We start from the raw sequence: 25925 nt of genomic DNA on the forward strand, positions 1-25925 counted from the left end.
TTTCTTGCCCGAAACATGGGATCGATCGATGCGTCGTCGCGAATTTGTCATCTCTGCCGGTGCGGCCATGTCGGCCATCACCGCGCTGTCATCCTCGCTGGGGGCGGCCCTTGCGCAGGAGGGCCCCGAGGCCGAACCGGAACCGGCGGCCGAGCCGGAAGCGGCGGCCGAGCCGGCCGAGCAGCCCGCGCCCAAGCCCTTCGGCTTCGAGGATGTGGCGGAGATGGCCAGGGAACTGGCCGCCAATGCCTATGAATATCGCGATGCCGAGCTGGTCGGCAGCTTCGCCAACCTGAGCTATGACCAGTATCGGGGAATCCGCTTCCGCCGCGACCGCGACCCATGGGCCGGCAGCCGCGATTTCGCGCTGGACCTGCTGCCGCCGGGCGCCATCTTCCACGAGCCGGTGGATATCAGCCTGGTCGATGACGGCGTGGTCATTCCGGTCAGGTTCGACCCGCATATGTTCGATTTCAACCCGGCGCAGTTTCCCGACGGCGTCGATTACGAGACGCTGGGCAACATGGGCTGGTCGGGGTTCCGCCTGCGCGCGCCGCTGAACCGGCCCGACGTCATGGACGAGATCGCGGTCTTTCAGGGCGCGAGCTATTTCCGCGCCGTGGCCCGCGGCACGCTCTACGGGCTGTCGGCGCGCGGCCTGGCCATCGGCACAGGCAGCGCCGAGGGCGAGGAGTTCCCGCTGTTCCGCGGCTTCTGGATCCACAAGCCCGGGCCGCAGGATCGCTCGGTGCTGGTCCATGCGCTGCTGGACAGCCGCTCGGTCTCGGGCGCCTTCGAGTTCCGCATCACGCCGGGGGCCGAGACGGTGTTCGACACCCGCGTCGCGCTGTTCCCGCGCCAGGACATGCGCAATGCCGGCATCGCGCCGCTGACCTCGATGTATTGGTTCGGCCCCACCGATCGGTCGCGCGTGGACGATTACCGTCCCGCCGTGCATGACAGCGACGGGCTGCAGATGCTGACCGGGGGAGAGCAGCGGCTCTGGCGGGTGCTGTCGGGGCACAGCACCCTGCAGGTCTCGGCTTTCATGGACAACGATCCGCTGGGATTCGGCCTGGCGCAGCGGGCCCGCGACTTCGAATCCTACAAGGATGCCGAAGCGCGGTATGAAAAGCGCCCCTCGGCCTGGATCGCGCCGCAGGACAACTGGGGCAAGGGTACGGTGACGCTGGTCGAGATCCCGGTCGAGAACGAGTTCAACGACAATATCGTCTCGTTCTGGCAGCCGGCCGACACGCTGCTCAAAGGCAATCGCTACGATTTCAACTACATTCTGACCTTTGCGGCGGAAGTGCCTGACAGCGCACCAATTTCCCGTGTAATCGAGACCATGTCGGGCAGGGCGGTCAACAATGTCAACGCCCGCACCTATATCGTCGATTTCGACCTGGGCCTGTTCGGCTCGGACGATCCGGTGCCGCAGCTGCGTGCCTCGGCCGGGCGGATCGGGCACAGCTATCTGCTGCGCCTGCCCGAACAGGGCCGGATGCGGCTGGCTTTCGAATACCTGCCCGAAGGCGCCAAGCTGGCCGACCTGTCGGCGGTGCTCAACGGTCCGAATGGCCCGCTCAGCGAAACCTGGATCGCCCGCTGGACCCGAGAATGAGCGACATGATCGCGACAAGCAGCCAGCCGGGTCCGCGTCCCGCCAGCCAGGCCCGCCCCCTGCCGCTTTCCGCGGAGGAGGGCTGGGAGGCGCTGGACCTGTCGCTGCCCGAAGGCCCGGCCACGCCGCCCGAGGCGCCGCTGGACATGCCCGAGCAGGATTTCCGCGGCCGCCCGCCGCTGGGGCCGGACAGCCGCTGGCCTTCGCTTGGCACCATCGCCGCGCGGCTGGTCGCCTTTGGCGGCGCGGCGGCGATCGCCTGGGTGGGCTGGCGGCAGATGATCCTGACCTTCGGCTCGAACGTGACCTGGCTGCAATCGGTGCTGCTGGTGCTGTTCGCGCTGACCTTCACCTGGGTCGGGTTTTCCTTTACCTCGATGGTCTCGGGGCTTTTCGCGCGCCGGTTGCGCACGCCGGACGGCCCGAACGAGGCCAAGATTGCCGTGGTCATGCCGGTCTATCACGAGGATGCGGCGGCGACGACCGGGCTGCTGGCCGCCCTGGCGCGCGACCTCTATCGCGTGGGCCTGGCCGACCGGGCCGAGATCTTCGTGCTTTCCGACAGTCGCGAGCCGCGGGCCGTCTTCGAGGAGATGGCGGCGATCAGCCGGTTGCGCGACATCTCTCCGGTGCCGGTCTGGTATCGGCGCCGCAGCAGCAACAAGGGCCGCAAGGCCGGCAATGTCGGCGAATTCGTTCGCCGCTGGGGCGGGCGCTACGACCAGATGGTGGTGCTGGATGCCGACAGCGTGGTCGGCGCCGCCACCATCAGGACGCTGTCGGCGCGGATGAATGCCGACCCGGCGATCGGCCTGATCCAGACCATGCCGATGCTGGTCGGCGGCCAGACCATATTCGCCCGGCTGACGCAATTCGCCGGCCGCATCTATGGCCCGGCCGTCGCCCGCGGCGTCGCCGCATGGTCGGGCGACAGCGGCAATTTCTGGGGCCATAACGCGATCATCCGTGTCGAGGCCTTTGCACAATGCTGCGGGCTGCCGGAACTGCCGGGCAAGCCGCCCTTCGGCGGCACCATCCTGAGCCACGACTTCGTCGAGGCCGCGCTGCTGCGCCGCGCCGGCTGGAAGGTGCGGCTGGACCACGACCTGCGCCAGAGCTTCGAGGGGTGCCCGCCCACGCTGCTGGACATGGCCGTGCGCGAGCGCCGCTGGGCGCAGGGCAACCTGCAACATGCGCGGCTGATCTTTTCGCGCGGTTTTGCCTGGATCAGCCGGGCGCATTTCGTCATCGGCATGCTGGGCTTTCTGATGTCGCCGATCTGGCTGATGATGATCCTGGTGGGCCTTGCGCTGTCGGCCAATGTGCTGTTGTCGCGGCCGGACTACTTTCCGCAGACCTATCAGCTGTTCCCGACCTGGCCGATCTTCGACCCGGTGCGGATGCTGTGGCTGTTCGTCGCCGCCATGTCCTTTCTGCTGGTGCCCAAGTTCATCGCCATCTTCCGCGCCTGGCTGCGGCCCCTGGCCAAGGATTCGGGCGGCAATGTGCGGCTTCTGGCCTCGGCCATGTTCGAGATCGTGCTTTCCGCGCTGATCGCGCCGGTGCAGATGCTGATCCAGACCCGCCAGATCATCGAGATCCTGCGCGGCCGCGATTCCGGCTGGGAGGCGCAGGTCCGTGCCGGCCAGGTGCCGCCCTGGCATGTGGTGCTGCGCCGCCACGCGCTGCATGTCGCCCTGGGGGGTGCCACGCTGCTGGTGCTGGCCTTCCTGGCGCCCTGGCAACTGGTCTGGCTGTCGCCGATCCTGGCCGGGCTGATCCTGTCGCCCCTGACCTCGCGCTGGTCCGCAAGCCCGGTCTTCGGCCGCTGGGCGCGGCGGCAGGGCCTGCTGGTCACCCCCGAAGAGCGCGAGGCGCCCGAACTGCTGACCGCCGCCAATGCGCTGGATTTCCGCATCGCCGGCATGCTGCCGCGCGCCGGGCTGGACGTCCTGGGCCGCGATCCGGCCCTGCGTGCGCGCATCGCAGCGCTTCTGCCTGAAAACCCGCGCGCGCCCATCGAAGAGCGGCTGGACGCGATCTCGGCCGAGGCCAAGATCCGCCATGCCGGCTCGCAGGAACAGGCGCTGCGCTTCCTCAGCCCCGCCGAGCAGCTTGCGGTGATCGAGAACCGCGCGCTGATCGAAGCCTTCTCGAAGCTGCCGCAATGAACCGCATCGTCGCTCTGGATATGCTGCGCGGTTATGCGCTGGTCTGCATCATGCTGGACCACATGCCGATCGGCGTGCTGCGCAAGCTGACGCTGACCAATTTCGCCGTCTTCGACGCGGCCGAACTGTTCGTTCTGCTGTCGGGCTTTCTGGTCGGCATGGTCTGGATCAAGGTCGAGGCGCGCGAGGGCCGACCCGCCGCGCAGATCCGTTTCCTGCGCCGCGCCGCTCAGGTCTGGCTGGCGCTGATCGCGGGGGCGATCCTGCTGGCGCTGTTCTCGGCGCTGCTGTTCAAGCTGCAGATGAACCATACCGCGGTCTGGTTCCAGTACGCGCGCTGGATCGTCGAGCATCCCATCGGCTATGTCGCCACGGTGGCGCTGATGTGGATGCAGCCGAACCTGCTGGACGTGCTGGCGCTTTACGTGCTGCTGATCGCGACCGTGCCGGTGACGGTGCCCTTCATGCTGCGCTGGCCCTGGCTTGCCATGGCGGTCTCGGTGCTGGTGTGGATCCTTGCCCAGCCGCTGAACGCGCTGATCCCCAACCAGCGCCCGGGGCCGGGGCTGCTGTTCAATCCCTTCGGCTGGCAGATGCTGTTCTTTGCCGGCGTCGCCATGGGGGCCTTTCGCGACCGGATCATGCCGGTGCTGCGGCGCCATGCGGCACTGCTGACCTGGATTTCGGTGGGCGTGCTGCTGTTCAGCCTGACCATCGTGATCGCCTTGAAGATCGGTGCTCCGGCCAAGCCGGTCAGCCAGTTCCTGCGCCAGATCACCGGCGGCATCGACAAATGGTCGCTGGATTTCATGCGCTTCATCGCCATCCTGGCGGCAAGCTGGATCGTGGCGGTGCCCCTGGCGCGGCCTTTCGCCTGGATGGCCGCGACCGCTCCGGGCGAGGCGCTGGCCGAGATCGGGCGCGGCGGGCTGTTTTCCTTTATCGTCTGCGTGATGCTGTCGATCTGGGGCGATGCGCTGGACATGACCGTGCCGCCGGGGCCGGCGAACCTGTGGCTGCGGCTGGCCATCGACATCTGGCTGGTCACCGCCTTCTGGGTGATCGCCGCGCTGTGGATGCGGCGCGAAACCTGGCTGCCACCGTTGCGGACGCGCCTCGGGTTGGGCTAGGGGGCGGGGCGGGGCTTGCCTCGTGCGGCCCCAACCGCTCAACTGTCCGCTGCAAAGCCGAGGAGGGATCATGAAATCGGATATCCAGATCGCCCGCGAGGCGCAGAAGCTGCCCATCGCGCAGATCGCCGGACGGCTGGGCCTGGCCGAGGCCGATTTCCTGCCCTATGGCCACGACAAGGCCAAGATCGCGCATGAGGCCATCGCCGCGCTGGCCGGGCGGCCGCAGGGCCGGCTGATCCTGGTCACGGCGATCAACCCGACCCCTGCGGGCGAGGGCAAGACCACGACCACCGTCGGCCTGGGCGACGCGCTGAACCGGATCGGCAAGCGGGCCACGGTCTGCATCCGCGAGGCCTCGCTGGGGCCGAATTTCGGCATGAAGGGCGGGGCCGCGGGCGGCGGTCATGCGCAGATCGTGCCGATGGAAGACATGAACCTGCATTTCACCGGCGATTTCCATGCCGTCACCAGCGCGCACAACCTGCTGGCGGCGATGATCGACAACCATATCCATTGGGGCAACGCGCTGCGCATCGACCCGCGCCGAGTGACCTGGCGGCGGGTCATGGACATGAACGACCGGGTGCTGCGCCAGGTGGTTGTGGCGCTTGGCGGGCCGGCCAACGGCGTGCCGCGCGAATGCGGCTTTGACATCACCGTCGCCTCCGAGGTGATGGCGATCCTGTGCCTTGCCTCGGATCTCGCCGATCTGCAGGCGCGGCTGGGTCGCATCGTCATCGGCCAGACCTTCGACCGCAGGCCGGTGACCGCGCATGACCTGGGCGCCGAGGGCGCGATGACCGTGCTGCTGCGCGACGCCTTGCAGCCGAATCTGGTGCAGACGCTGGAAAACAACCCGGCGCTGGTCCATGGCGGGCCCTTTGCCAATATCGCGCATGGCTGCAATTCGGTCATGGCGACGCGCACGGCCCTGGCGTTGTCGGATTACGTCGTGACCGAGGCGGGCTTCGGCGCCGATCTGGGGGCCGAGAAGTTCCTCAACATCAAGTGCCGGCTCGCTGGCCTGCAACCCGCCGCCGCCGTGCTGGTGGCCACGGTGCGGGCGCTCAAGATGAACGGCGGCGTCGCCCGCACCGACCTGGGGGCCGAGAACGTCGCGGCGCTGCGGGCGGGCTGCGCCAATCTGGGCCGCCATATCCAGAACCTGCGCCGCTTCGGCCTGCCGGTGGTGGTGGCGATCAACCATTTCTCGGGCGATACCGAGGCCGAGATCGCCGCGCTTGCCGATTATTGCCGCGAGCGGGGCGTGCAGGCGGTGCTGTGCCGGCATTGGGCCGAGGGCGGCAAGGGCGCCGAGGATCTGGCCCGCGCCGTGGTCGCGCTGGCCGAGGGTGGCGCGGATTTCACGCCTCTCTATCCCGACGAGATGCCGCTGGCCGAAAAGATCGAGACCATCTGCCACCGCATCTATGGCGCCGGCCAGGTCGAGTTCCTGCCCCATATCGTCGAGCGGCTGGAGGAATGGCAGGCGGCCGGGCATGGCCACCTGCCGGTCTGCATGGCCAAGACGCAATATTCCTTTTCCGCCAACCCGGCGGCGCTTGGCGCGCCCGAGGGCTTTACCATCCCGGTGCGCGAGGTGCGGCTGGCCGCCGGGGCGGGATTCGTGGTGGCGATCTGCGGCGACATCATGACCATGCCCGGCCTGCCGCGCGAGCCTTCGGCGCTGCGCATCGGGGTTGATGCGGACGGCCATGTGCAGGGCCTGTTCTAGCCGATGCGCGCAGGCTTTCCCTTTGCGCCGCCCGGCATGACCGTCGGGCTGCTGGGCGGTTCCTTCGATCCCGCGCATGAAGGCCATGTGCATATCACCGACGAGGCGCTGCGCCGTTTCGGCCTGGACCGGATCTGGTGGCTGGTCAGTCCCGGCAATCCGCTGAAGCCGCATGGCCCGGCGCCGCTGGACGAACGCATCGCGCGCGCGCGGCGCATCATGCGCGACCCAAGGGTCGAGATCACCGGCATCGAGGCGCGGCTGGGCACGCGCATGACCCGCGACACCATCGCCGCACTGCAACGGCTTTATCCCGGCGTGCGCTTCGTCTGGCTGATGGGGGCCGACAACCTGGTGCAGTTCGACCGCTGGGATCGCTGGCAAGACATCGCGGCGCGGGTGCCGATCGGCGTGATCGCCCGGCCCGGCTGGCGGATGCCGGCGCGGTTCTCGCGCGCGGCGCGGTTGCTGTGGCGCGCGCGCCTGCCCGAGTCGCGAGCCCGTGAACTCGCCCGCGCTAGGCCGCCGGCCTGGGTGATGATAAACCTGCCGCTGAACAAGCTGAGCTCCACCGCGATCCGCGCGCTGGGGCCGAAAGGACGCTGATGAACGGATGGACGCGGCGCGGCTTCATGGCGGGGCTGGGGCTTCTGGCCCTGGCGCCAGGCATGGCGCCGGCGCAGCAAAGGCCGGCGGTGCGGCCCACGGGCTTCGACCCCGAGGCGCTGATCGCTGCCGCGGGCCTTGGCGGAGCGGTGGCCTATGCGGTGATCGACCCGGCCTCGGGGCAGGTGCTGGCCGAGCGCCAGCCCGAGCTTTCCATGGCGCCGGCAAGCACGCTGAAGGCCGTGACGGCGCTTTACGCGCTGGACCGGCTGGGCGAGGGGCACCGTTTTGCCACCCGCGTCATCCGGACCGGCAACACGCTGATCCTGGCGGGCGGGGGCGATCCGGTGCTGGACACCGATGCGCTGGACGAACTCGCCGCCGCGGCCGTCGCGGATGAACAGGCCGCCGGCCGCCCGGCGCCGACCGCATTCGCCGTCTGGGGCGGGGCGCTGCCGCGTATCGGCCGGCTGGACCCGGCGCAGGACGAGCATCTGCCCTACAACCCCTCGATCTCGGGGATGATCCTGAACTTCAACCGCGTGCATCTGGACTGGCGGCGCGGCGACAAGGGCTATCAGCTTTCGTTGCAGGCGCGGGGCCGCAAGCTTTCGCCCCGGGCCTATACGACCGCCATCGCGGCGGTGGACCGCGGGCTGCCGCTGTTCACCTATGAGGCGGGCAAGCTGGAAAGCTGGACCATCGCGCGCAGCAGCCTGGGCAAGTCCGGCAGCCGCTGGCTGCCCGTCCGCCGCCCCGAGCTTTACGCCGGCGACGTGTTCCAGACGCTTTGCCGCGCGCGCGGTCTGGCGCTGCCCAATCCCGAGGTGATCGAGATCCTGCCCGAAGGGGCCGAGATCGCGCGCCACGAAAGCCCGGACCTGCGCCGGATCGTGCGGGACATGATGGAATATTCGACCAACCTGACCGCCGAGGTGATCGGCCTTGCCGCCAGCCGCGCGGGCGACGTGGGAGCCTCGGCCGCGGCCATGGCGGATTGGCTGCGCGGGCAGGGGATCGGCGGCGACTTCGCCTTTCACGACCATTCCGGCCTGTCGCCCCTGAACCGCGTCAACGCGGGCATGCTGGCCGCGCTGGTGGCCGGGCCGGGCCGGACGCGCGATCTGCGCGGGCTGATGAAGCTGATCCCGCTGCGGGACGCGCGCGGCAAGCGCAAGGACAGCGACATCCGCATCGAGGCCAAGACCGGGACGCTGAACTTCGTCTCGAACCTGGCGGGTTATGCGCAGGCCCCCGACGGCCGGGAACTGGGCTTTGCCATCCTGACCGCCGACGAGGACCGCCGTGCCGCAAGCGAGGGCCAGGAACTGCCCGAGGGCGTCGCCGGCTGGACCAAGCGTTCCAAGGCGTTGCAGCAGGCGCTGATCGAGGGCTGGCTGGGCGAATTCGCCGCGCAGGCCCCCGTCGCCTCGGTGCAGGGGGCGACGCTTTAAGGCAGGCGGTCTAAAGCACGCGGTGGCGGGCGCGGGCGGCAAGCTCGATGGCGGCGGCGTGCAGGCGCGCGATCTCGAGCTGGTCGCGGATCTCGGCCAGCATCTCGGCCTCGATCTCGCCCAGCCGGCCGTCGGATGCCGCCACGTCGCAGGCCAGCACATAGGCGGTGTCGAACAGCTTTTGGGGCAGCGCATCGCGGACCAGGCCGAACAACGCGTCCAGCCCGTCCTCTTCCTCGAACAGCGTGACCACGGTCTGCGACACGGCGCGGATGCGGTCGATGTCGTAATCGGCAAAGACCGGGGTATGGTTCACCGCGCGCTCGATGGCGAGCAGTTCGGCGGTGCGCGGGTTCTGGTCCGAGGCCGAGACCGCCACCATCACCGCGACCAGCGCGTCGCAGGGCGAGAACGAGGGCAGGCTGTCGGGCATGGTATTTCTCTCCATCGGTTCGAGGGCGTAATTATTGACCAAACCGCCGCGTTTCAATACGGGGAAAGTTCCGAGAAATGGAGAACTCCCGATGACCGCCCTGCGTGATGCCGCGATGAAATCCAAGGCCTGGCCTTTCGAGGAGGCCCGCCGCGTGCTGAAACGCTATGAGAAGAAGGACCCAGAAAAGGGCTATGTGCTGTTCGAGACCGGCTACGGTCCCTCGGGCCTGCCGCATATCGGCACCTTCGGCGAGGTGGCGCGCACGACGATGATCCGCCGCGCCTTCCAGATCATCTCGGACATCCCGACGCGGCTGTTCTGCTTTTCCGACGACATGGACGGCATGCGCAAGGTGCCCGACAACGTGCCGCAGCAAGAGATGCTGCGCCAACACCTGCAAGAGCCGCTGACCACGGTGCCCGATCCGTTCGGCGAATATGACAGCTTCGGCGCGCATAACAACGCCATGCTGCGCCGGTTCCTGGACACCTTCGGGTTCGAATACGAATTCATCAGCGCGACCGAGTTCTACAAGTCCGGCCAATTCGACGAGACGCTGCTGAAGGCGGCCGAGAAATACGACGCCATCATGGAGGTGATGCTGGCCTCGCTGCGCGAGGAGCGCCAGCAGACCTATTCCTGCTTCCTGCCGATCAGCCCCAAGACCGGCAAGGTGCTTTACGTGCCGATCAAGCATGTCGATGCGAAGGCCGGCACCATCACCTTCGACGACGAGGACGGCGAGGAACTGACGCTGCCGGTCACCGGCGGCCAGGTCAAGCTGCAATGGAAGCCGGATTTCGGTGCCCGTTGGGCGGCGCTGGACGTGGATTTCGAGATGTATGGCAAGGATCACTCCACCAACACCCCGATCTATGACGGCATCTGCAGGATCCTGGGTGGGCGGGCGCCCGAGCATTTCACCTATGAGCTGTTCCTGGACCAGCACGGCCAGAAGATCAGCAAGTCCAAGGGCAACGGGCTTTCGATCGACGAATGGCTGACCTATGCCGCGACCGAGAGCCTGTCCTATTTCATGTTCCAGAAGCCAAAGACGGCGAAGCGGATGTATTTCGACGTCATCCCCAAGGCGGTGGACGAATATCACCAGCAGTTGCGCGCCTATCCCGACCAGACGGTCGAGCAGCAGCTGGCGAACCCGGTCTGGCACATCCATGGCGGCGAGGTTCCGGCCTCGGACATGGTGGTGCCGTTCCAGATGCTCCTGAACCTCGCCTCGGTCGCGGGGGCCAAGGACAAGACCGGGCTTTGGGGCTTCATCCGCCGCTATGCGCCCGAGGCCAGCCCCGAGACGAACCCGACGCTGGACCAGGCCGCCGAATTCGCCGTGCGCTATTTCAACGATTTCGTGGCCCCGACGCGCAGCTTCCGCGCGCCCACGGAAATCGAGCGCCGGGCGCTGGAGGACCTGGCCGGGCGGCTGGCGGCATGGGCCCAGCCCGCCGATGCCGAGGCGTTGCAGACCATGGTCTTTGCCATCGGCCGCGAACACGGGTTCGAGCCGATGAAGGACTGGTTCCAGGCGCTTTACCAGGTGCTGCTGGGTGCCGATCAGGGGCCGCGCTTTGGCGGTTTCATCGCGCTTTACGGCGTGGACGAGACCCGCGCGCTGATCGAACGCGCGCTGGCCGGCGAACTGGCGGCCGAGACGACCGCCTGATCCGGCACCGGAAATGCCATGTTGCGCGCGGCCGCGTTGTCGCGCGCGCATGGTTAACGGCCGGTTAACGCGACATTGCCAGTTTCCTACCGGACCGCGCGGGCATCAGCCCCGCAAGTTCTGGATGAGGGAGAATTGGCATGACCATTGCGATTATCGGCAACCAGTCGTTGATGCCGCGCGCCTTTCGACTGGGCCTGAAACAATGGTCCCGGACCGATGGCCGGGCAGGGTCTCCGACCTGGGCGGGGGCGGCGAACGCGGCGATCGTGCCGGCGGACGAGGATTTCGGAAGCTGCCTCGAGATCCTCAAGCAGGAGGCGGTGACGCAGGTCCGCTACATGCAGCGCACGCCGATCAATCCGGGCAGCTATCTGCGCATCTCGGCCAGGGTCAAGGCCATCGCGGGCAACCTGCCGCAGGTGCGCATCGCCGCCTTCGCCGGCAATGCCGCCGGCAACAACGTGGCGGGCGTGCCGCAGACCGGGCCCGCGGTCACGTTGCCGGGCTATGGCCAGGTGGTCGAGGTGGCGGCCATCGTCGGCACCGGCCGGCGCGAGGGCGTGGATATGCCCTGGGGGCGCAATGCGACCTTCGGCCATTTCGGCCTGGACCTGACCGGCGACAACAACGGCTCGATCCGCATCGAGAGCATCGTGATCGAGGACGTGACCGCCGCCTTCGTCCCGGGGATGCTGGATTGGGTCGACGTGCGCGATTTCGGCGCCATCGGGGACGGGACGGCCAATGACCGCGGCGCCTTCGTCGCCGCCGACCAGGCCGCTGCCGGTCGTCAGGTGCTGGTGCCCGAGGGCAGCTATTTCATCGGTTCGGACCTGAGCATGTCCTCGCCCATGCGCTTCGTCGGCACGCTGAGCATGCCGCGCACGGCGCGGCTGGCGCTGACGCGCAGCTTCGACTTTCCGACCTATGCCGCCGCCTTCGGCGACGAGACCGAGGGGATGAAGCGCGCGTTGCAGGCGCTCCTGGGCTTTACCGACCATTCGGTGCTGGATCTGTGCGGCCGCAACGTGCATCTGTCCGAGCCGATCACCATCGCCGACGCGGTGCCGGGCATGACCAGCTTTGCCAACCGCCGGGTGATCGCCAACGGCCAGATCAGCATCGTGCCCGGCGCAGCCTGGGACAGCCGGGTGGTGACCTCGACCGCGACCTATAACCCGGCGCAGTCGCAGGTGCTTTCCGCCGTCGGCAACATCGCCAATATCGAGGTCGGCGCGCGCGTGACCGGCAACGGCGTCGGGCGCGAAGTCTATGTCATGGCCAAGAACGTGGCGGCCGGCACGCTGACGCTGTCGCTGCCGCTTTACGGGGGCGCGGGGACGCGCAGCTACAGCTTTACCCGTTATCGCTATGCCGTCGACTTCTCCGGCATGGAGCATCTGAGCCGCTTCAATTTCGACGATGTCGAGTTCCTGCTGGAGGGCAATGCCAGCGGCGTCATGCTGGCCAAGACCGGCAACATGAACTGTTTCCGCGACTGCTATTTCACCCGGCCCAGGGATCGCGGCATCACCTCGATCGGCACGGCCTGCCAGGGCATGCTGGTGGACCGCTGCGAGTTCCTGTCGAACGAGATGGGCGATCTGGCGCAGAACCGCACGACCGTCGCGCTGAACGTCAACAACAACGACAGCAAGATCCGCCACAGCCGCTTTATCCGCTTCGCGCATTTCGCGGTGATGAACGGCGGCGGCCACATGATCGAGGGCAACCACTGGTTCCAGGGCGACAATGCCCAGAACGGCGTGCGCTTCGGCGGGCTGGTGCTGACCCAGACCAATGTGCAGGCGACCGTCACCGGGAACTATGTCGACAATTGCTCGATCGAATGGACCAACGAGCACGATCCCCATCCGAATTTCGACGGCGAGGAATATTCCTTCGGCGGGCTGACGATCACCGGCAACACCTTCCTGGCCTCGAATACGACGCCGGGCTTCAACTGGCTGGTGGTCAAGCCCTATGGCAACGGGCATTTCCTGCACGGCCTGGCGGTGATGGGCAATGTGTTCAAGTCGCTGTTCAACAAGATCACCCGCATCGACCGGGTGGACACCACTTTCGCCGACCTGAACTATCAGCGCATGCGCAACATCCAGTTCCAGGGAAACATGTTCAACGGCGTGAACATCTTTGTCGCCAATCCGATCGATATCACCCACAGCCAGGCCACGGCCTCGAACCGCTGGCTGATCACGGTGGACAAGGCGCTGCCGTTCAACGGCTGGGTGCGCAATGTCGAATCCGTGGTCGCCACCAGCGCCATCACCAATGCCGCCAATGCCCGCATCTCCGAGATGCCCTGGGTGCAGACGCAGCTGGCGGCGAACCAGCGCCAGATCGCGGTGAACTGGAACACGGCGGCGCGCGGCTCGGTCAGCATGCGGGCGCGGATGGACAACCCGGACTGAGGCAGGATTGCCGGCTTTCCTGCGGCCCTCGGCGGATCATTCCGCCGGGGGTTTCAGCATGTCCGACGCCGTCAGCTTGAACGCCTGGCCGAATCCGGCATTGAGCAGGCCCGAGACCGGCTCGATCCGCCAGAAGCGGAAATCCGGCAGGTTCAGATAGACCTTGGCCTTGGGATCGCGTTCCAGCCAGCGGGCGCGGCGGTCCTCGTCCGGCTCGGCCGGGACGGCACGGCCCAGGATCGACAGGCGGGCATGGGTCATGGCGTCGCCCTTGGCGGCCTCGGCGGCGATCAGCAGCCCGGCGCGGGGGTCGGCGGCCAGCGCGCGCGCATGGGCGGCAAGCCCCGCCAGCAGGGCAAGCGGCACGCCGTCCGCATCGGTTTGCAGTGCGATGCGGGTTACCAGGGGCACGCCCGTCTCGGGGTCGAGCGTGCCGAGGCTGGCATGGCGCGCTGCCTCCAGCAATTGCCGGGCGAGGGCGCGGGCCTCGTCGGTGGTTTCGCGAATCGGGTCGATCTTCATGGCGCCATGCTGCGCCGGCCATGTCGCGGCCGGCAAGCGGGTTTTCAACGAAATCTGTCAGGCTTTGATCGCCAGTTCCTCGGGGCGCAGCGCGCCGGGGAAATGGCAGGCGGTCAGATGCGCGCCGCCCCCTAGCGCCGGCCTTTCGCTGGCACAAAGGGCCTCGGCGCGCGGACAGCGGGTGCGGAAGACGCAACCCGAGGGCGGGCTCATCGGCGAGGGCAGCTCGCCCCGCAGCGGGATCATCCGCTTGTCGCGCTCAAGCTGGGGGTCGGGGATAGGCACGGCCGAAAGCAGCGCCTGCGTATAGGGATGGCGCGGCTCGGCATAAAGCGCCTGCGATTCGGCCAGTTCCATCACCCGGCCAAGATACATCACCAGCACCCGGTCGCTGATATGCTTTACCACCGACAGGTCATGGGCGATGAAGATCAGCGCCAGGCCAAGATCGCGCTGCAACTCGTCCAGCAGGTTGATGACCTGCGCCTGGATCGAGACGTCCAGCGCCGAGACCGGCTCGTCGCAGATCACCAGCTTGGGCTGGACGATCAGCGCCCGGGCGATGCCGATGCGCTGGCACTGGCCGCCGCTGAACTCGTGCGGATAGCGGTTGATCTGGTTCGGCAGCAGGCCGACGCGGTCCATCATGTCCTTGACCCGGGCCTTGACCTCGTCGCGACCCAGGCCCTTGTGATGGGTGGTCAGCGGCTCGGCGATGATCTGGCCGACGGTCATGCGCGGGTTCAGGCTGGCCAGCGGGTCCTGGAACACCATCTGGATCTGGCTGCGGTATTTCAGCATCCTGCGCGCGGAAAGGCCGATCAGGTCGGTGTCGTCCTGCCAGATCGCCTGTCCCGTCGCCGGGACAAGGCCGATCAGCGCCCGGGCAAGGGTCGATTTGCCCGAGCCGGATTCGCCGACGATGCCCAGCGTCTCGCCCGGCATCAGGGTGAAATCCACCCCGCCCACGGCATGCAGCAGCCGCGGCCTGGCCCAAGGGAGCGCGCCTTGCGCGGGAAGCTGGAAGCTGACGCGCAGGTCGCGCGCCTGGATCAGCGGCTTGGCGGTCATGGCCGGGCCTCCTGGAGGACGCTTGCCGGCATCTCGTCCAGATCGGCGGCGGCGGGTTCGGGCAGGTCGGGCTGCGGCGCATGGCCGGCGCGCACCGTGGCAAGGCCGGCATGGCAGGCGCGCTCGCGCCCCGGCGCGAAGGGATCGAGCGGCGGCATGGTCTCGCAGGCGGGCATGACATAGGCGCAGCGCGGCGCAAAGGGGCAGCCGGGGGGCGGGTTGGTCATGTTGGGCGGGCTGCCGGGAATGGCGGCCAACTGCTCGCCCTGCTGGTCCAGTCGCGGGATCGCCGCCAGCAGACCCTGGGTATAGGGATGCGCGGGATCGGCAAAGACCGGCCCGACCGGCGCGCGCTCCATCACCCTGCCGCCATACATGACCATCACCCGTTCGCAAGCGCCCGCGACCACGCCCAGGTCATGGGTGATCAGGATCATCGCCATGCCGAAGTCGCGGCGCAGATCGGCCAGCAGCTCCATGATCTGCGCCTGCACGGTCACGTCCAGCGCCGTGGTCGGCTCGTCCGCGATCAGCAGTTCGGGGCGGCAGAGCAGCGCCATGGCGATCATCACCCGCTGGCGCATCCCGCCGGAAAACTCGTGCGGGTAAAGCCGGATGCGGCCCCGCGCGTCGGGGATCTTCACGGCGTCGAGCATGCGCGCGGCCTCGGCCACCGCTTCGCGCCTGCCCATGCCCTGGTGCAGCATCAGCACCTCGGCCATCTGGTCCGAGACGCGCATATAGGAGTTCAGGCTGGTCATCGGATCCTGGAACACCATGGCGATGCGGCGGGCGCGGATCCTGTTCAGCACCTTGGGGGTCGCGTTCAGGATCTCGGCCCCGTCGAAGCGGACCGAGCCCGCGGCGCGGCCGTTCCTGGCCAGCAGGCCCATGACAGCAAAGGCAAGCTGCGACTTGCCCGAGCCCGACTCGCCGACGATGCCCAGCGTCTGGCCGCGTTCCACGTCCAGGTCGATGCCGTTCACGGCCGAGACCTCGCCGTCGGTGGTGGCGAAGCGCACGTTCAGGTCGCGGATTTCCAGCAGGGCCATGTCAGCGATCCTTGGGGTCCAGCGCATCGCGCAAGCCGTCGCCGACGAAGAAGAAGGCAAACAGCGTGATGCAGAAGAAGAACAGCGGAAAGGCCAGTTGCCACAAGGTGCCGTAGTTCATCGTCCCCGCGCCCTCGGAGATCAGCGCGCCCCATGAGGTCAGCGGTTCCTGCACGCCGAGGCCGAGAAAGCTGATGAAGCTTTCCGACAGGATCATCAGCGGCACCAGCAGCGTCGCATAGACCGCGACCACCCCCATCAGGTTCGGCACGATATGGCGCAGGATGATCCGCCATGCCGGCACGCCGGTGGCGCGGGCGGCCTCGATGAATTCGCGGTTCTTCAAACTCAGGGTCTGGCCGCGCACGATGCGGGACATGTCGAGCCAGGAAATCAGGCCAATGCCCAGGAACAGCATGGACATCGAGCGGCCGAAGATGACCAGCAGCAGGATCAGCACGAACATGTAGGGGATCGACATCAGCACGTCGACCATGCGCATCATCACCGCATCGGTGCGTCCGCCGACATAGCCGGCCGTCGCGCCGTAAAGCGTGCCGACCACGACCGCGATGCCGGCGCCGATCAGCCCGACCATCAGGCTGACCTGCGTGCCCTGCACGGTGCGCGAGAACAGGTCGCGGCCCAGGTCGTCGGTGCCGAAGTAATGCCCGTTCTCCCAGCTTGGGGCGCCCAGCAGCGCGGCCTGGCCCATGATCGAGAAGTCCATCTCTTCGTTCGACCATGCGGCAAGCTGGCTGCCCAGCAGCGCGAACAGCCCGACCAGGATCAGCACCATCAGGCTGACCATGGCGGCCTTGTTGCGGCGAAAGCGGCGGCGGGCGTCGGCCCAGGGGCTGCGGCCCTTGACCTCGGGCTGGGCCAGGCGCGCGGCCAGCGATTGCATCTGACGGGCGTCGATCATGGCTCAATACCGGATCTTCGGGTCGATCCAGGCGTAGAGCACATCGACCACGAGGCTGAAAAGGATGGTCAGCGCACCGACGAGGATGGTGATCCCCATCATCACCGCATAGTCGCGGTTCAGCGCCGAATCGACGAAGCTGCGGCCGATGCCGCCGGTCGAGAAATACATGTCGATCACCACCGAGCCGGTGATCATGGTGACGAAGGCCGGGCCGAGATAGCTGATGACCGGCAACATGGCGGGCTTGAGCGCATGGCGCAGGATCACCGCGCGTTCGGGCAGGCCCTTGGCGCGGGCGGTGCGGATATGGTTCGAGCCCAGCACCTCCAGCATCGAGGACCGCGTGATGCGCGCGATCGAGGCCATGAAGCTCGTGGACAGCGCCACCACCGGCATGATCCAGTAGATCGGCCCGCCCCAGCCGCCGCCCGGCAGCCAGCCGAGCCACAGCGTGAAGACCAGCACCAGGATCGGCGCCATGACGAAGTTCGGCAGCACCTGCGCGCCGATCGAGATGCCGACGGCGAGGTAGTCCATCCAGCTGTTCTGCCGGATCGCTGCCGCCGCGCCCAGGGCCACGCCGACCGCCACCGCGACGACGAAGGCGACGCCGCCATAGGTCAGCGTCACCGGAAAGCCGGCGGCGATGATCTGGTTCACCGAACGGTCGGGATAGACGAAGCTGGGGCCGAAATCGAAATGCGCCACGATCCCCCAGACATAGCCTGCGATCTGCCGCCACAGCGGCTCGTCCAGCCCGTATTTCGCATTCAGGTTGGCCAGCACCTGCGGCGGCAGGGCGCGTTCCTGCGTGAAGGGGCCGCCGGGCGCGGCATGCATCAGCAGGAACGAGACGACGATCAGCAAAAGCAGCGTCGGAATGGCGACCGCAAGCCGCCGCAGGATGAAGCCGAACATGCGCAGGTTCCCAGGGGCAGGTGCCGGACAGGATCGGAAGGGCGGCGCGCGGGCCGCCCCCGAGGCTTATTTCTGGATGCGGTAGATGTCCTTGGCATACCAGTCGTTCATCACGTTCTCGGTCGGCAGGCCCTTGATGTCGTCGCGGATCATGTCGACCTTGGAATATTGATAGACCGGGACCAGCGGCATGTCCTCGGCCAGGATCTTCTCGGCCGCGGTATATTGCGCGTTCGGGTCTTCCGAGGTCTTGGACTGATCCATCAGCCTGTCGAATTCCGGGTTGGAATACTTGCCGTAGTTCATGCCCGTGCTGCGGAAATAGTCGAGGAAGGTCGAGGCCTCGTTATAGTCGGCGCACCAGGCATAGCGGGCCATCTCGAAATCCTGCGACTGCATGCGGTCGGTATGCACCTTCCATTCCACGTTGTTCAGGGTCAGCTCGACGCCGATCTGCTTGTAGAACTGCTGCGCGGCGACGGCGATCTTCTTGTGGTTCTCGTCGGTATTGTATTGCAGGGTCAGCTTCAGCGGCTTGTCGGGGCCGTAGCCGGCCTCGGCCAGAAGGGCCCTGGCCTTTTCCAGCCGTTCGGCCTGGGACCAGCCCGCATAGTCGATCTCGGGCATCTGGAAGCCCTCGATGGCCCAATGCGTCCAGTTATAGGCGGGCTTCTGGCCGCCCTGCAGGATCTGGTTCACCACCACGTCGCGCTGCATGGCATAGCTGAGCGCCTTGCGCACCCGCACGTCCTTCAGCGCCTCGGGGCCTTTCTCGCTGACGTTCAGCAGATAGGCATAGGTGCAGGAATAGGGAATCGAGATCGCCTGGTCGGGAAACTGCTCCTTGAGCCGCGGATATTGCCCGGCGGGGATCTGCACCCGATCCAGTTCGCCCGCCTGATAGCGGGTCAGCGCGACGTTGTTGTCGTTGACCGTCAGGCCCTTGATCCGCTCCATCACGACATTGGCGGCGTCCCAGTATTCCGGGTTCTTCTCCATGCTGATCTGCACGCCCAGGTCGTGGCTTTTCAGCACATAGGCGCCGTTGCCGACCAGCTTGCCGGGCTGGGTCCAGTTGTCGCCCTCGGCCTCGACGACCTTCTGGTTGACCGGGAAGGTCGAGCCATGCGTGACCATCTTGGGGAAATAGGGCGTCGGCGTGGAAAGCCTGACCTCCAGCGTGTGGTCGTCCAGCGCCTTGACGGTCAGTTCCTCGGGCTGCTTCTCGCCCTTGACCACGGCGCTGGCGTTCTCGACGTTCATCAGCTCCATGAACCAGGCATATTCCGAGGCGGTCTCGGGATTGGCGAGCCGCTGCCAGGCATAGACGAAATCGCCCGCCGTGACCGGATCGCCATTCGACCATTTCGCCTCGGGGCGCAGGTGGAAGGTATAGGTCAGCTTGTCCTCGGACAGGTCGAACCCGCTCGCGACGCCGGGGACCGGCGCGCCCTTGTCGTCCTCGTTCAGCAGTCCCTCGAACAGCTGGCGGATGATGTCCGAGCCCTCGACATCGGTGTTTTTCTGCGGGTCGGCGGTCTTGATCGCGTCCAGCAGCCAGAAGGTATAGGACTGGTTCTCGGCCAGCTTCTCGCCCTCGGCGGGCTGGACCGCCAGTGCGGGCAGGGCCAGGCCTGCAACCAGTGCGGTCGTCAGGAACAGTCGGGTCATGGGGCACCTCTCTGATGATGCATAGCGCGGTTCTTGTCGTCCGTGCCGCGCGGATGATCGAAATTGAGCGCAAAACCTGTAAGACAGCAAGTGCGATTTCCGGCTTTCGCAGCGCCCGCCCATGTGAAACAAGATCGACATGAGCAGCGATCCGTGCATCACCCTGGTCACCGGCGGCGCCCGTTCGGGCAAGTCCGCGCTGGCCGAATCCATCGCGGCCCGGCACGAGGGCGCGCGGATCTACATCGCCACGGCCGAGGCCCGGGATGACGAAATGACGCAGCGCATCGGCCTGCACCGTGACCGGCGGGGCAGCGGCTGGCGCACGGTCGAGGAGCCGCGCGATCTGGCGGGCGCTCTGGCGCGCACGGACGGGCAGGGCGCGCGGCTGGTCGATTGCCTGACGCTGTGGCTGTCGAACCTGATGGCCGACGGCGACGATCCCGGCCCGCAGGTCCGCCGGCTTTGCGAGGTGCTGGGCACGCAGGACAGCCCCGTGGTGCTGGTGACGAACGAGCTGGGTCTGGGCATCGTGCCCGAAAATGCGCTTGCCCGCCGCTTCCGCGACGAGCATGGCTGGATGAACCAGGCGGTGGCCCGGGTCGCTGACGAGGTCTGGATGGCCGTCAGCGGCCTGCCGCTATGCCTGAAACCGCAAAGAGGGACACCGTGAAAGAGTTCGACCAAACCGCCGCCGCCGCCGCCCGCGACCGTCAGGACCAGTTGACCAAGCCCCCGGGATCGCTGGGCCGGCTCGAGGAACTGGCCGTGTTCATGGCCGGCTGGCAGGGGCACGAGCGGCCAAAGATCGAGCGTGCGCAGGCGCTGGTCTTTGCCGGCAATCACGGCGTCACCGCGCAAGGCGTGAACCCGTTCCCGGTCGAGGTCACGGCCCAGATGGTCGAGAATTTCCGCAAGGGCGGTGCGGCGATCAACCAGCTTTGCCGGCTGGCCGGTGCCGAGTTGCAGGTCATCGCGCTGGACCTCGATCGGCCGACCGGCGATTTCACCCAGGGGATGGCGATGGAGATCGACGACCTGGTCGCCGCCATCCAGACCGGCAAGAACGCCGTCGACGCGCAGGCCGACGTCATCCTGCTGGGCGAGATGGGGATCGGCAATTCCACCGTCGCGGCGGCGCTGGCGGCGGCGACCTTCGGCGGCACGGCCGAGGATTGGGTCGGGCCGGGCACCGGCGCCGACGACGAGGTGCTGGCCCGCAAGATCGGCGCCGTCGAGGCCGGGCTCAAGCGCCACAAGGGCGCGGCGACGGCGGCCTCGATCCTGGGCTCCTATGGCGGGCGCGAGCAGGCGGCGATCTGCGGCGCGGTGATCCGCGCGCGCGAGTTGGGAATCCCGGTGATCCTGGACGGCTTCATCTGTTCGGCGGCGGCGGGTGTCCTGCTGGTCAACGACCGCAACGCGCTGGATCATTGCCTGATCGGCCATGAAAGCGCCGAGCCGGGCCACCGCCGCCTGATCGCGGTGATGCGCAAGGAGCCGGTGGTGACGCTGGACATGCGGCTGGGCGAGGGCACGGGCGCGGCGGTGGCGCTGATGATCCTGCGCGCGGCGCTGGAATGCCACGATGGCATGGCCACCTTCGCCGAGGCCGGGATTGGCTAGGCCGCTGGCCGAGACGGCGCTGGCGCTGGTCTGGCTGACCCGGTTGCCCGTGGGGCGGCTGTTGCCCGTCCCGACGCCGGCGCTGGCGCAGGCGGCATGGGCCTTTCCGCTGGTCGGGCTGGCCGTCGGGCTGATCGGCGCCGCCGTGCTGGGGCTGGCCGCCCTTGCCGGGTTGCCGACGCTGGTCGCGGCGCTGCTGGCGGTGGGCGCCATGATCCTTGCCACCGGCGGGCTGCACGAGGACGGTCTGGCCGATTGCGCCGACGGCAGCGGCGGCGGGACGCGAGAGCGGCGGCTGGAAATCATGCGCGATTCCCGCATCGGCAGCTATGGCGTGCTGGCGCTGGTGCTGACGGTCGGGCTGCGCGTGGCGGCCATCGCGGCGCTTGCCGGCGATCCGTGGCTGGCGGCGGCGGCCGCGACCGGGCTGGCGGCTGCGTCGCGGGCCGGCATGGCGGCGGGGCTGGGGCTGATGCCGCCGGCGCGGCCCGACGGCCTTGGCCATGCGGCGGGGCGGCCGACGCGCGGCGTGGTCCTGGCCGCGCTGGCACTGGGGGGGGCGGCGCTGCTGCTGCCGGCGCTTTGCCTGCCGCATCCGGTTGCCGGCTGGGCGGTGCCGGTCGCGGCGGTGGCGACGGCGCAGCTGTGGCTTGCCCGCCGGGCCATGCGGACGCTTGGCGGCCAGACCGGCGACGTGCTGGGCGCCATGCAGCAGGCGGGCGAGACGGCCGGGCTGGTCGCGCTGACGGCGCTCGTCTAGCCGCCGTTACGTCGCGTCGCGTTTTTCTTGACGGGTTTTTGCGGTTCACTCATACCCAACGGCTACATGAAGAGGTCTGGGACCATCTGCCGCGCGCCGTCGCATGAGGCGGTCATGGATTTAGGGAGGTTTGTCATATGGGTGCCCTGTTGGGGCTTTCTCGCGGCATTGACCGCGTCAATTCGGCCATCGGCCGAAGCGTGAGCTGGCTGATCCTGGTCGCCGTGCTGGTCAGCGCCGGGAATGCGGTCATCCGCAAGGTGCTGAACACCTCGTCCAACGCCTGGCTGGAACTGCAATGGTATCTCTTCGGCGCCGCCTTCCTCGGCGCAGCGGCCTATACGCTGAAGGAGAACGAGCATATCCGCATCGACATCATCTATGGCCTCTGGAGCCGCCGCCGCCAGCACTGGATCGACCTGATCGGGCATGTCTTCTTCCTGATGCCCTTCGTCACGCTGATGATCTGGTATCTCTACCCCTGGGCGATGCGCTCCTATTACCGGGGCGAGGTCTCGACCAATGCCGGAGGACTGGTGCTGTGGCCCGCCAAGATGCTTCTGCTGGCCGGCTTCGTCATGCTGTTCTTCCAGGGCATTTCCGAGATCATCAAGAAGATCGCCGTCATGCGCGGCATCATCGAAGACCCCAACCCCTTCGTCTCGGCGCATGAGGCCGCGGCGATGGAGGGCGACGTCATGGTCCGCGAAATGGCCGCCGCGATCGAGGAAGACACCCAGGACGGAGAGACCCGCAAATGATGGTCTTCATCGCGCAGAACATGGCGCCGATCATGTTCGCCTCGCTGGTGCTGTTTCTGCTCTTCGGCTATCCGGTCGCCTTCGCGCTGGCCGCGAACGGGCTGTTGTTCTTCGTCATCGGCGTCGAGCTTGCGCCGCTTTCGGGCGGCAACATCAACCTCAGCTGGCCGCTGCTGAACGCCATGCCCGAACGGTTATGGGGGGTGATGTCGAACGAGACATTGCTGGCCATTCCATTCTTCACCTTCATGGGCATCGTGCTGGAGAAATCCGGCATGGCCGAGGATCTGCTGGACACGGTGGGCCAGCTTTTCGGCCCGATCCGCGGTGGCCTGGCCTATGCGGTCATCATCGTCGGCGCGCTGCTGGCGGCGACGACCGGCGTGGTCGCGGCCTCGGTCATCGCCATGGGCCTGATCTCGCTGCCGATCATGCTGCGCTACGGCTATGACCGGCGCATCGCCTCGGGGACCATCGCGGCCTCGGGGACGCTGGCGCAGATCATCCCGCCCTCGCTGGTGCTGATCGTGCTGGCCGACCAGCTCGGCCGTTCGGTGGGCGACATGTACAAGGGCGCGCTGATCCCCGGCCTGGTGCTGACCGGGATCTACATGTCCTATATCTTCGTCATGTCGATCATCCGGCCCAACAGCCTGCCGGCCCTGCCGAAAGAGGCACGGACGCTGGGCTCGGGCGTGACCTCGCTTTTCGTGGCGCTGGCGCTGACTGTCGGCATGGCCTGGCTGGCGTTCCGCTGGCTCTATCCGACGCATGGGCGGGATGCCGACATCCTGGCCCCGGCGCTGGCGGTGATCGTGATCTATGTCGCCGCGCTGCTGGACCGGGCGCTGAAGGTCAACGTGATGTCGCGGCTGGCGCAACAGGTCGTCATCGTGCTGATCCCGCCGCTGGCGCTGATCTTCCTGGTGCTGGGCACGATCTTCCTGGGCATCGCCACGCCGACCGAGGGCGGCGCCATGGGCGCTGTCGGCGCGCTGCTGCTGGCCGGGGTCAAGAACCGGCTTAGCTATGACGTGATCCGGCAGGCGCTGCTGGCCACGACGCGGCTGTCGGCCTTTGTCATGTTCATCCTGATCGGGGCGCGGGTGTTCTCGCTGACCTTCTACGGCGTGAACGGGCATATCTGGGTCGAGCATCTGCTGACCTCGCTGCCCGGCGGCGAATACGGTTTCCTGATCGCGGTCTCGGTGCTGGTCTTCCTGTTGGCCTTCTTTCTCGACTTCTTCGAGCTGGCCTTCATCATCGTGCCGCTGCTGGCACCGGCGGCCGAGGCGATGGGCATCGACCTGATCTGGTTCGGCGTGCTTCTGGGCGTGAACATGCAGACCAGCTTCATGCACCCGCCCTTCGGGTTCTCGCTGTTCTTCCTGCGCTCGGTGGCGCCGAAATCGCCTTATGTCGACAAGGTGACCGGCCAGACCATGCAGCCGGTGACCACCGGGCAGATCTATTGGGGCGCGGTGCCCTATGTCTGCATCCAGCTGGTGATGGTGGCCGTCGTCATGGCCTTCCCCGGACTGGTCATGCATTACAAGGGCGCGCCCATCGACACCTCGAACGTCCGCTTCGAGATCCCCTCGGGCGGCGGCTTGGGTGGCCTGGGCGGTCTTGGCGGGCTGGGCGATCCCTTCGGCCAGCCGGCTGCGCCGGGAACCGCGGCGCCGAATGCGCAGGGCGGCATTCCCGCGCCGGGCGGGTTGGACAGTCCGCCGAATTTCGGCACGCCCGCAACCCCGGCTCCGGCTACGCCCGCCCCGGCGGATGGCGCCACGACGCCCGCCCCCGCCGCGCCCGACCTGGGCGGGCTGGGCGGCCTCTCCGGTCCGCCGCCGGGCCTGACGGCCCCGCAGCAACCGGCAGGGAACTGACAAGGGAAAGGCGGCCTTCCGGTCGCCTTTTTCCGTTGTCGCCGCCTGAAACGAAAAGGGCCGCCGCGATTTCTCGCGGCGGCCCCGATGCAATCCGGCACCGGCTCAGAGCGTGCCGTTGCGCTGCTGGATCATCATGAAGGTGTCATAGGTATATTCAGCGGTCTGGTTGTAGAGATACCAGTCGCCCCGTGCCACCTTGATCGAATCCCAGATCTTCTTGAAGGGTTCGTTCGAGGCTTCCAGCTCGGCATAGACCTCGTTCGCGGCCTTGTAGCAGGCATCCAGGATCTCGGCGCTGAACGGGCGCAGCTGCGCCCCCGAGGCCACCAGTTCCTTCAGGGCGATCGGGTTCAGGTGGTCGTATTTCTGCAGCATGTTGGCGTCGACCGCCTGGCAGGCGGTGCGCAGCAGCGACTTGTAGTTCTCGGGCAGCGATTCGTATTTCTCCTTGGCAAAGAAGAAATGCACCGTCGGTCCGCCTTCCCACCAGCCGGGATAGTAGTAATAGGGCGCGACCTTGTAGAAGCCCAGCTTCAGGTCGTCATAGGGACCGACCCATTCCGAAGCGTCGATGGTGCCCTTTTCCAAGGCCGGATAGATGTCGCCGCCGGCGATCTGCTGCGGCACCGCGCCCAGGCGCTCCAGCACCCGGCCGGCAAAGCCGCCGACGCGGATCTTGAGGCCCTGGAGGTCGCCCACGGCGTTGATTTCCTTGCGGAACCAGCCGCCCATCTGCACGCCGGTATTGCCGCCCGGCAGGCCAAAGATGTTATGGTTGGCGAGGAATTCGTTGTAAAGGTCGATGCCGCCGCCATGGTATTGCCAGGCATTCATCGCCCGGGCCGACAGCGCGAAGGGCACGGCCGAACCCAGCGCAAAGGTCGGGTCCTTGCCCCAGCTGTAATAGCCGACGGTGTGGCAGGCCTCGACCGTGCCGTCGGTGACGGCGTCCTGGGCCTGCAGGCCGGGGACGATCTCGCCGCCCGCAAAGACCTGAAGCTGGAACTTGCCGTCGGTGGCCTCGGCCAGCTGTTTCGACAGCACCTCGGCCCCGCCATAGATGGTGTCCAGCGACTTCGGGAAGGCCGAGGTCAGGCGCCATTTCACCTCGGGCATTTCCTGCGCGATGGCGGGCGCGGCCAGAGCGGCCCCGGCAGCCGCCGTAGCGCCGCCGACCGTGGCGCGGGTCAGAAAGGCGCGCCGGTCGAACTGGTTGGTTTTCTTCATGAGTTCCTCCGCATTGATCGACCGTTTCCCGGCGGTCGACGACAGGAATGTTGCACGCCCCCGCCACTCTGTCGAGACGGCAGCGCGGGTTTCGCGACCGATCCCGGCGCCGGGCCAGGATGCCGTTGCGTCACCCGGATAACCGGCATGGCCGATCTTGTGGCTGCATCATCGGGCTACCCAAGCGGTTTGGGCTTGCCTATACTGGCAGGGGTCCGG

At 67.4% G+C, this 25925-nt stretch carries 21 protein-coding genes; 13 read left to right on the forward strand and 8 right to left on the reverse strand.

The annotated features are described in order from the left end of the window. The first annotated feature begins 28 nt into the window (after positions 1–28). The 6 genes from QPR87_RS10905 (at position 29) to QPR87_RS10930 (ending at position 8726) form a co-directional block, all read left to right on the forward strand. A complete protein-coding gene (locus QPR87_RS10905; protein WP_285049590.1) occupies positions 29–1627 on the forward strand; it encodes an OpgD/OpgG family glucan biosynthesis protein in 1599 nt (532 codons plus the stop codon). Continuing rightward, positions 1624–3798, forward strand: a complete 2175-nt coding sequence (mdoH, locus tag QPR87_RS10910) for a glucans biosynthesis glucosyltransferase MdoH (RefSeq protein ID WP_285049591.1) — start codon at positions 1624–1626, stop codon at positions 3796–3798. The genes QPR87_RS10905 and mdoH overlap by 4 nt, the downstream gene beginning before the upstream one ends. Continuing rightward, positions 3795–4928, forward strand: a complete 1134-nt coding sequence (locus QPR87_RS10915) for an OpgC domain-containing protein (protein WP_104492495.1) — start codon at positions 3795–3797, stop codon at positions 4926–4928. The genes mdoH and QPR87_RS10915 overlap by 4 nt, the downstream gene beginning before the upstream one ends. A 70-nt stretch (positions 4929–4998) precedes the next feature. Further along, a complete protein-coding gene (locus QPR87_RS10920; protein ID WP_011747640.1) occupies positions 4999–6666 on the forward strand; it encodes a formate--tetrahydrofolate ligase in 1668 nt (555 codons plus the stop codon). A 3-nt stretch (positions 6667–6669) separates the two neighbouring features. Beyond that, complete coding sequence (locus tag QPR87_RS10925) at positions 6670–7272, forward strand: nicotinate-nucleotide adenylyltransferase (RefSeq protein ID WP_230998915.1); 603 nt, start codon at positions 6670–6672, stop codon at positions 7270–7272. Then, complete coding sequence (locus QPR87_RS10930; protein WP_285049592.1) at positions 7272–8726, forward strand: D-alanyl-D-alanine carboxypeptidase; 1455 nt, start codon at positions 7272–7274, stop codon at positions 8724–8726. Before QPR87_RS10925 ends, QPR87_RS10930 begins: the two co-directional genes overlap by 1 nt. Before the next feature lie 10 nt (positions 8727–8736). On the opposite strand, the gene QPR87_RS10935 is transcribed toward QPR87_RS10930, so the two are convergent. Then, a complete protein-coding gene (locus QPR87_RS10935) occupies positions 8737–9159 on the reverse strand; it encodes a tellurite resistance TerB family protein (RefSeq protein ID WP_011747643.1) in 423 nt (140 codons plus the stop codon). 91 nt (positions 9160–9250) lie between these two features. On the opposite strand from QPR87_RS10935, the gene QPR87_RS10940 reads away from it, so the two are divergent. Next, positions 9251–10843: a lysine--tRNA ligase gene (locus tag QPR87_RS10940; RefSeq protein ID WP_104492504.1), complete on the forward strand. Its 1593-nt coding sequence runs from the start codon at positions 9251–9253 to the stop codon at positions 10841–10843. Between the two features lie 140 nt (positions 10844–10983). Next, a complete protein-coding gene (locus QPR87_RS10945; RefSeq protein WP_285049593.1) occupies positions 10984–13278 on the forward strand; it encodes a right-handed parallel beta-helix repeat-containing protein in 2295 nt (764 codons plus the stop codon). Between the two features lie 36 nt (positions 13279–13314). Here the strand turns inward: QPR87_RS10945 and QPR87_RS10950 are convergent, their stop codons facing one another. From QPR87_RS10950 to QPR87_RS10975, 6 genes are all read right to left on the reverse strand, one after another. After that, on the reverse strand, positions 13315–13800 hold the full coding sequence (locus QPR87_RS10950) for a pyridoxamine 5'-phosphate oxidase family protein (RefSeq protein ID WP_285049594.1): 486 nt from the start codon (positions 13798–13800) through the stop codon (positions 13315–13317). A 57-nt stretch (positions 13801–13857) separates the two neighbouring features. Beyond that, entirely contained in the window at positions 13858–14871 is a 1014-nt protein-coding gene (locus tag QPR87_RS10955; protein ID WP_285049595.1) for an oligopeptide/dipeptide ABC transporter ATP-binding protein, read from the reverse strand. Further along, a complete protein-coding gene (locus QPR87_RS10960; protein WP_285049596.1) occupies positions 14868–15923 on the reverse strand; it encodes an oligopeptide/dipeptide ABC transporter ATP-binding protein in 1056 nt (351 codons plus the stop codon). Before QPR87_RS10960 ends, QPR87_RS10955 begins: the two co-directional genes overlap by 4 nt. A gap of 1 nt (position 15924) precedes the next feature. Further along, the gene (locus tag QPR87_RS10965; protein WP_285049597.1) at positions 15925–16848 is read right to left on the reverse strand and encodes an ABC transporter permease subunit; all 924 of its coding nucleotides are present in this window, start codon (positions 16846–16848) and stop codon (positions 15925–15927) included. A gap of 3 nt (positions 16849–16851) precedes the next feature. Then, entirely contained in the window at positions 16852–17769 is a 918-nt protein-coding gene (gene oppB, locus QPR87_RS10970) for an oligopeptide ABC transporter permease OppB (protein WP_285049598.1), read from the reverse strand. Between the two features lie 66 nt (positions 17770–17835). Then, a complete protein-coding gene (locus QPR87_RS10975) occupies positions 17836–19440 on the reverse strand; it encodes a peptide ABC transporter substrate-binding protein (RefSeq protein WP_285049599.1) in 1605 nt (534 codons plus the stop codon). Between the two features lie 139 nt (positions 19441–19579). Between QPR87_RS10975 and cobU the strand changes: the two genes are divergently transcribed. From cobU to QPR87_RS11000, 5 genes are all read left to right on the forward strand, one after another. Next, positions 19580–20113, forward strand: a complete 534-nt coding sequence (gene cobU / locus QPR87_RS10980; protein WP_285049600.1) for a bifunctional adenosylcobinamide kinase/adenosylcobinamide-phosphate guanylyltransferase — start codon at positions 19580–19582, stop codon at positions 20111–20113. Further along, positions 20083–21066, forward strand: coding sequence for a nicotinate-nucleotide--dimethylbenzimidazole phosphoribosyltransferase (gene cobT / locus QPR87_RS10985; protein ID WP_502921607.1), 984 nt, complete (start codon positions 20083–20085; stop codon positions 21064–21066). Before cobU ends, cobT begins: the two co-directional genes overlap by 31 nt. Next, positions 21059–21826 carry an adenosylcobinamide-GDP ribazoletransferase gene (cobS, locus tag QPR87_RS10990; protein WP_285049602.1) on the forward strand — a complete coding sequence of 256 codons (768 nt, stop codon included), beginning with the start codon at positions 21059–21061 and terminating at the stop codon, positions 21824–21826. The genes cobT and cobS overlap by 8 nt, the downstream gene beginning before the upstream one ends. A 137-nt stretch (positions 21827–21963) precedes the next feature. Continuing rightward, entirely contained in the window at positions 21964–22587 is a 624-nt protein-coding gene (locus QPR87_RS10995) for a TRAP transporter small permease subunit (RefSeq protein ID WP_104492525.1), read from the forward strand. Continuing rightward, positions 22584–24476: a TRAP transporter large permease gene (locus tag QPR87_RS11000; protein WP_104492527.1), complete on the forward strand. Its 1893-nt coding sequence runs from the start codon at positions 22584–22586 to the stop codon at positions 24474–24476. Before QPR87_RS10995 ends, QPR87_RS11000 begins: the two co-directional genes overlap by 4 nt. Before the next feature lie 105 nt (positions 24477–24581). Here the strand turns inward: QPR87_RS11000 and QPR87_RS11005 are convergent, their stop codons facing one another. Beyond that, positions 24582–25706, reverse strand: a complete 1125-nt coding sequence (locus tag QPR87_RS11005) for a TRAP transporter substrate-binding protein (protein ID WP_011747881.1) — start codon at positions 25704–25706, stop codon at positions 24582–24584. Between the last annotated feature and the right edge of the window lie 219 nt (positions 25707–25925).

This window comes from Paracoccus sp. SSJ, from assembly GCF_030234105.1.
Taxonomy (GTDB): domain Bacteria; phylum Pseudomonadota; class Alphaproteobacteria; order Rhodobacterales; family Rhodobacteraceae; genus Paracoccus; species Paracoccus denitrificans.

Bases quoted from the DNA above. Each gene is read 5' to 3' on its own strand.
- QPR87_RS10955 (WP_285049595.1), bottom strand. From the start codon at position 14,871: ATGACCGCCAAGCCGCTGATCCAGGCGCGCGACCTGCGCGTCAGCTTC.
- QPR87_RS10935 (WP_011747643.1), bottom strand. From the start codon at position 9,159: ATGCCCGACAGCCTGCCCTCGTTCTCGCCCTGCGACGCGCTGGTCGCG.
- oppB (WP_285049598.1), bottom strand. From the start codon at position 17,769: ATGTTCGGCTTCATCCTGCGGCGGCTTGCGGTCGCCATTCCGACGCTG.
- QPR87_RS10995 (WP_104492525.1), top strand. From the start codon at position 21,964: ATGGGTGCCCTGTTGGGGCTTTCTCGCGGCATTGACCGCGTCAATTCG.
- QPR87_RS10950 (WP_285049594.1), bottom strand. From the start codon at position 13,800: ATGAAGATCGACCCGATTCGCGAAACCACCGACGAGGCCCGCGCCCTC.
- QPR87_RS11005 (WP_011747881.1), bottom strand. From the start codon at position 25,706: ATGAAGAAAACCAACCAGTTCGACCGGCGCGCCTTTCTGACCCGCGCC.
- QPR87_RS10920 (WP_011747640.1), top strand. From the start codon at position 4,999: ATGAAATCGGATATCCAGATCGCCCGCGAGGCGCAGAAGCTGCCCATC.
- QPR87_RS10905 (WP_285049590.1), top strand. From the start codon at position 29: ATGCGTCGTCGCGAATTTGTCATCTCTGCCGGTGCGGCCATGTCGGCC.
- QPR87_RS10940 (WP_104492504.1), top strand. From the start codon at position 9,251: ATGACCGCCCTGCGTGATGCCGCGATGAAATCCAAGGCCTGGCCTTTC.
- QPR87_RS10975 (WP_285049599.1), bottom strand. From the start codon at position 19,440: ATGACCCGACTGTTCCTGACGACCGCACTGGTTGCAGGCCTGGCCCTG.
- QPR87_RS10945 (WP_285049593.1), top strand. From the start codon at position 10,984: ATGACCATTGCGATTATCGGCAACCAGTCGTTGATGCCGCGCGCCTTT.
- QPR87_RS10930 (WP_285049592.1), top strand. From the start codon at position 7,272: ATGAACGGATGGACGCGGCGCGGCTTCATGGCGGGGCTGGGGCTTCTG.
- mdoH (WP_285049591.1), top strand. From the start codon at position 1,624: ATGAGCGACATGATCGCGACAAGCAGCCAGCCGGGTCCGCGTCCCGCC.
- QPR87_RS11000 (WP_104492527.1), top strand. From the start codon at position 22,584: ATGATGGTCTTCATCGCGCAGAACATGGCGCCGATCATGTTCGCCTCG.
- QPR87_RS10965 (WP_285049597.1), bottom strand. From the start codon at position 16,848: ATGATCGACGCCCGTCAGATGCAATCGCTGGCCGCGCGCCTGGCCCAG.
- QPR87_RS10915 (WP_104492495.1), top strand. From the start codon at position 3,795: ATGAACCGCATCGTCGCTCTGGATATGCTGCGCGGTTATGCGCTGGTC.
- QPR87_RS10925 (WP_230998915.1), top strand. From the start codon at position 6,670: ATGCGCGCAGGCTTTCCCTTTGCGCCGCCCGGCATGACCGTCGGGCTG.
- QPR87_RS10960 (WP_285049596.1), bottom strand. From the start codon at position 15,923: ATGGCCCTGCTGGAAATCCGCGACCTGAACGTGCGCTTCGCCACCACC.
- cobU (WP_285049600.1), top strand. From the start codon at position 19,580: ATGAGCAGCGATCCGTGCATCACCCTGGTCACCGGCGGCGCCCGTTCG.
- cobT (WP_502921607.1), top strand. From the start codon at position 20,083: ATGCCTGAAACCGCAAAGAGGGACACCGTGAAAGAGTTCGACCAAACC.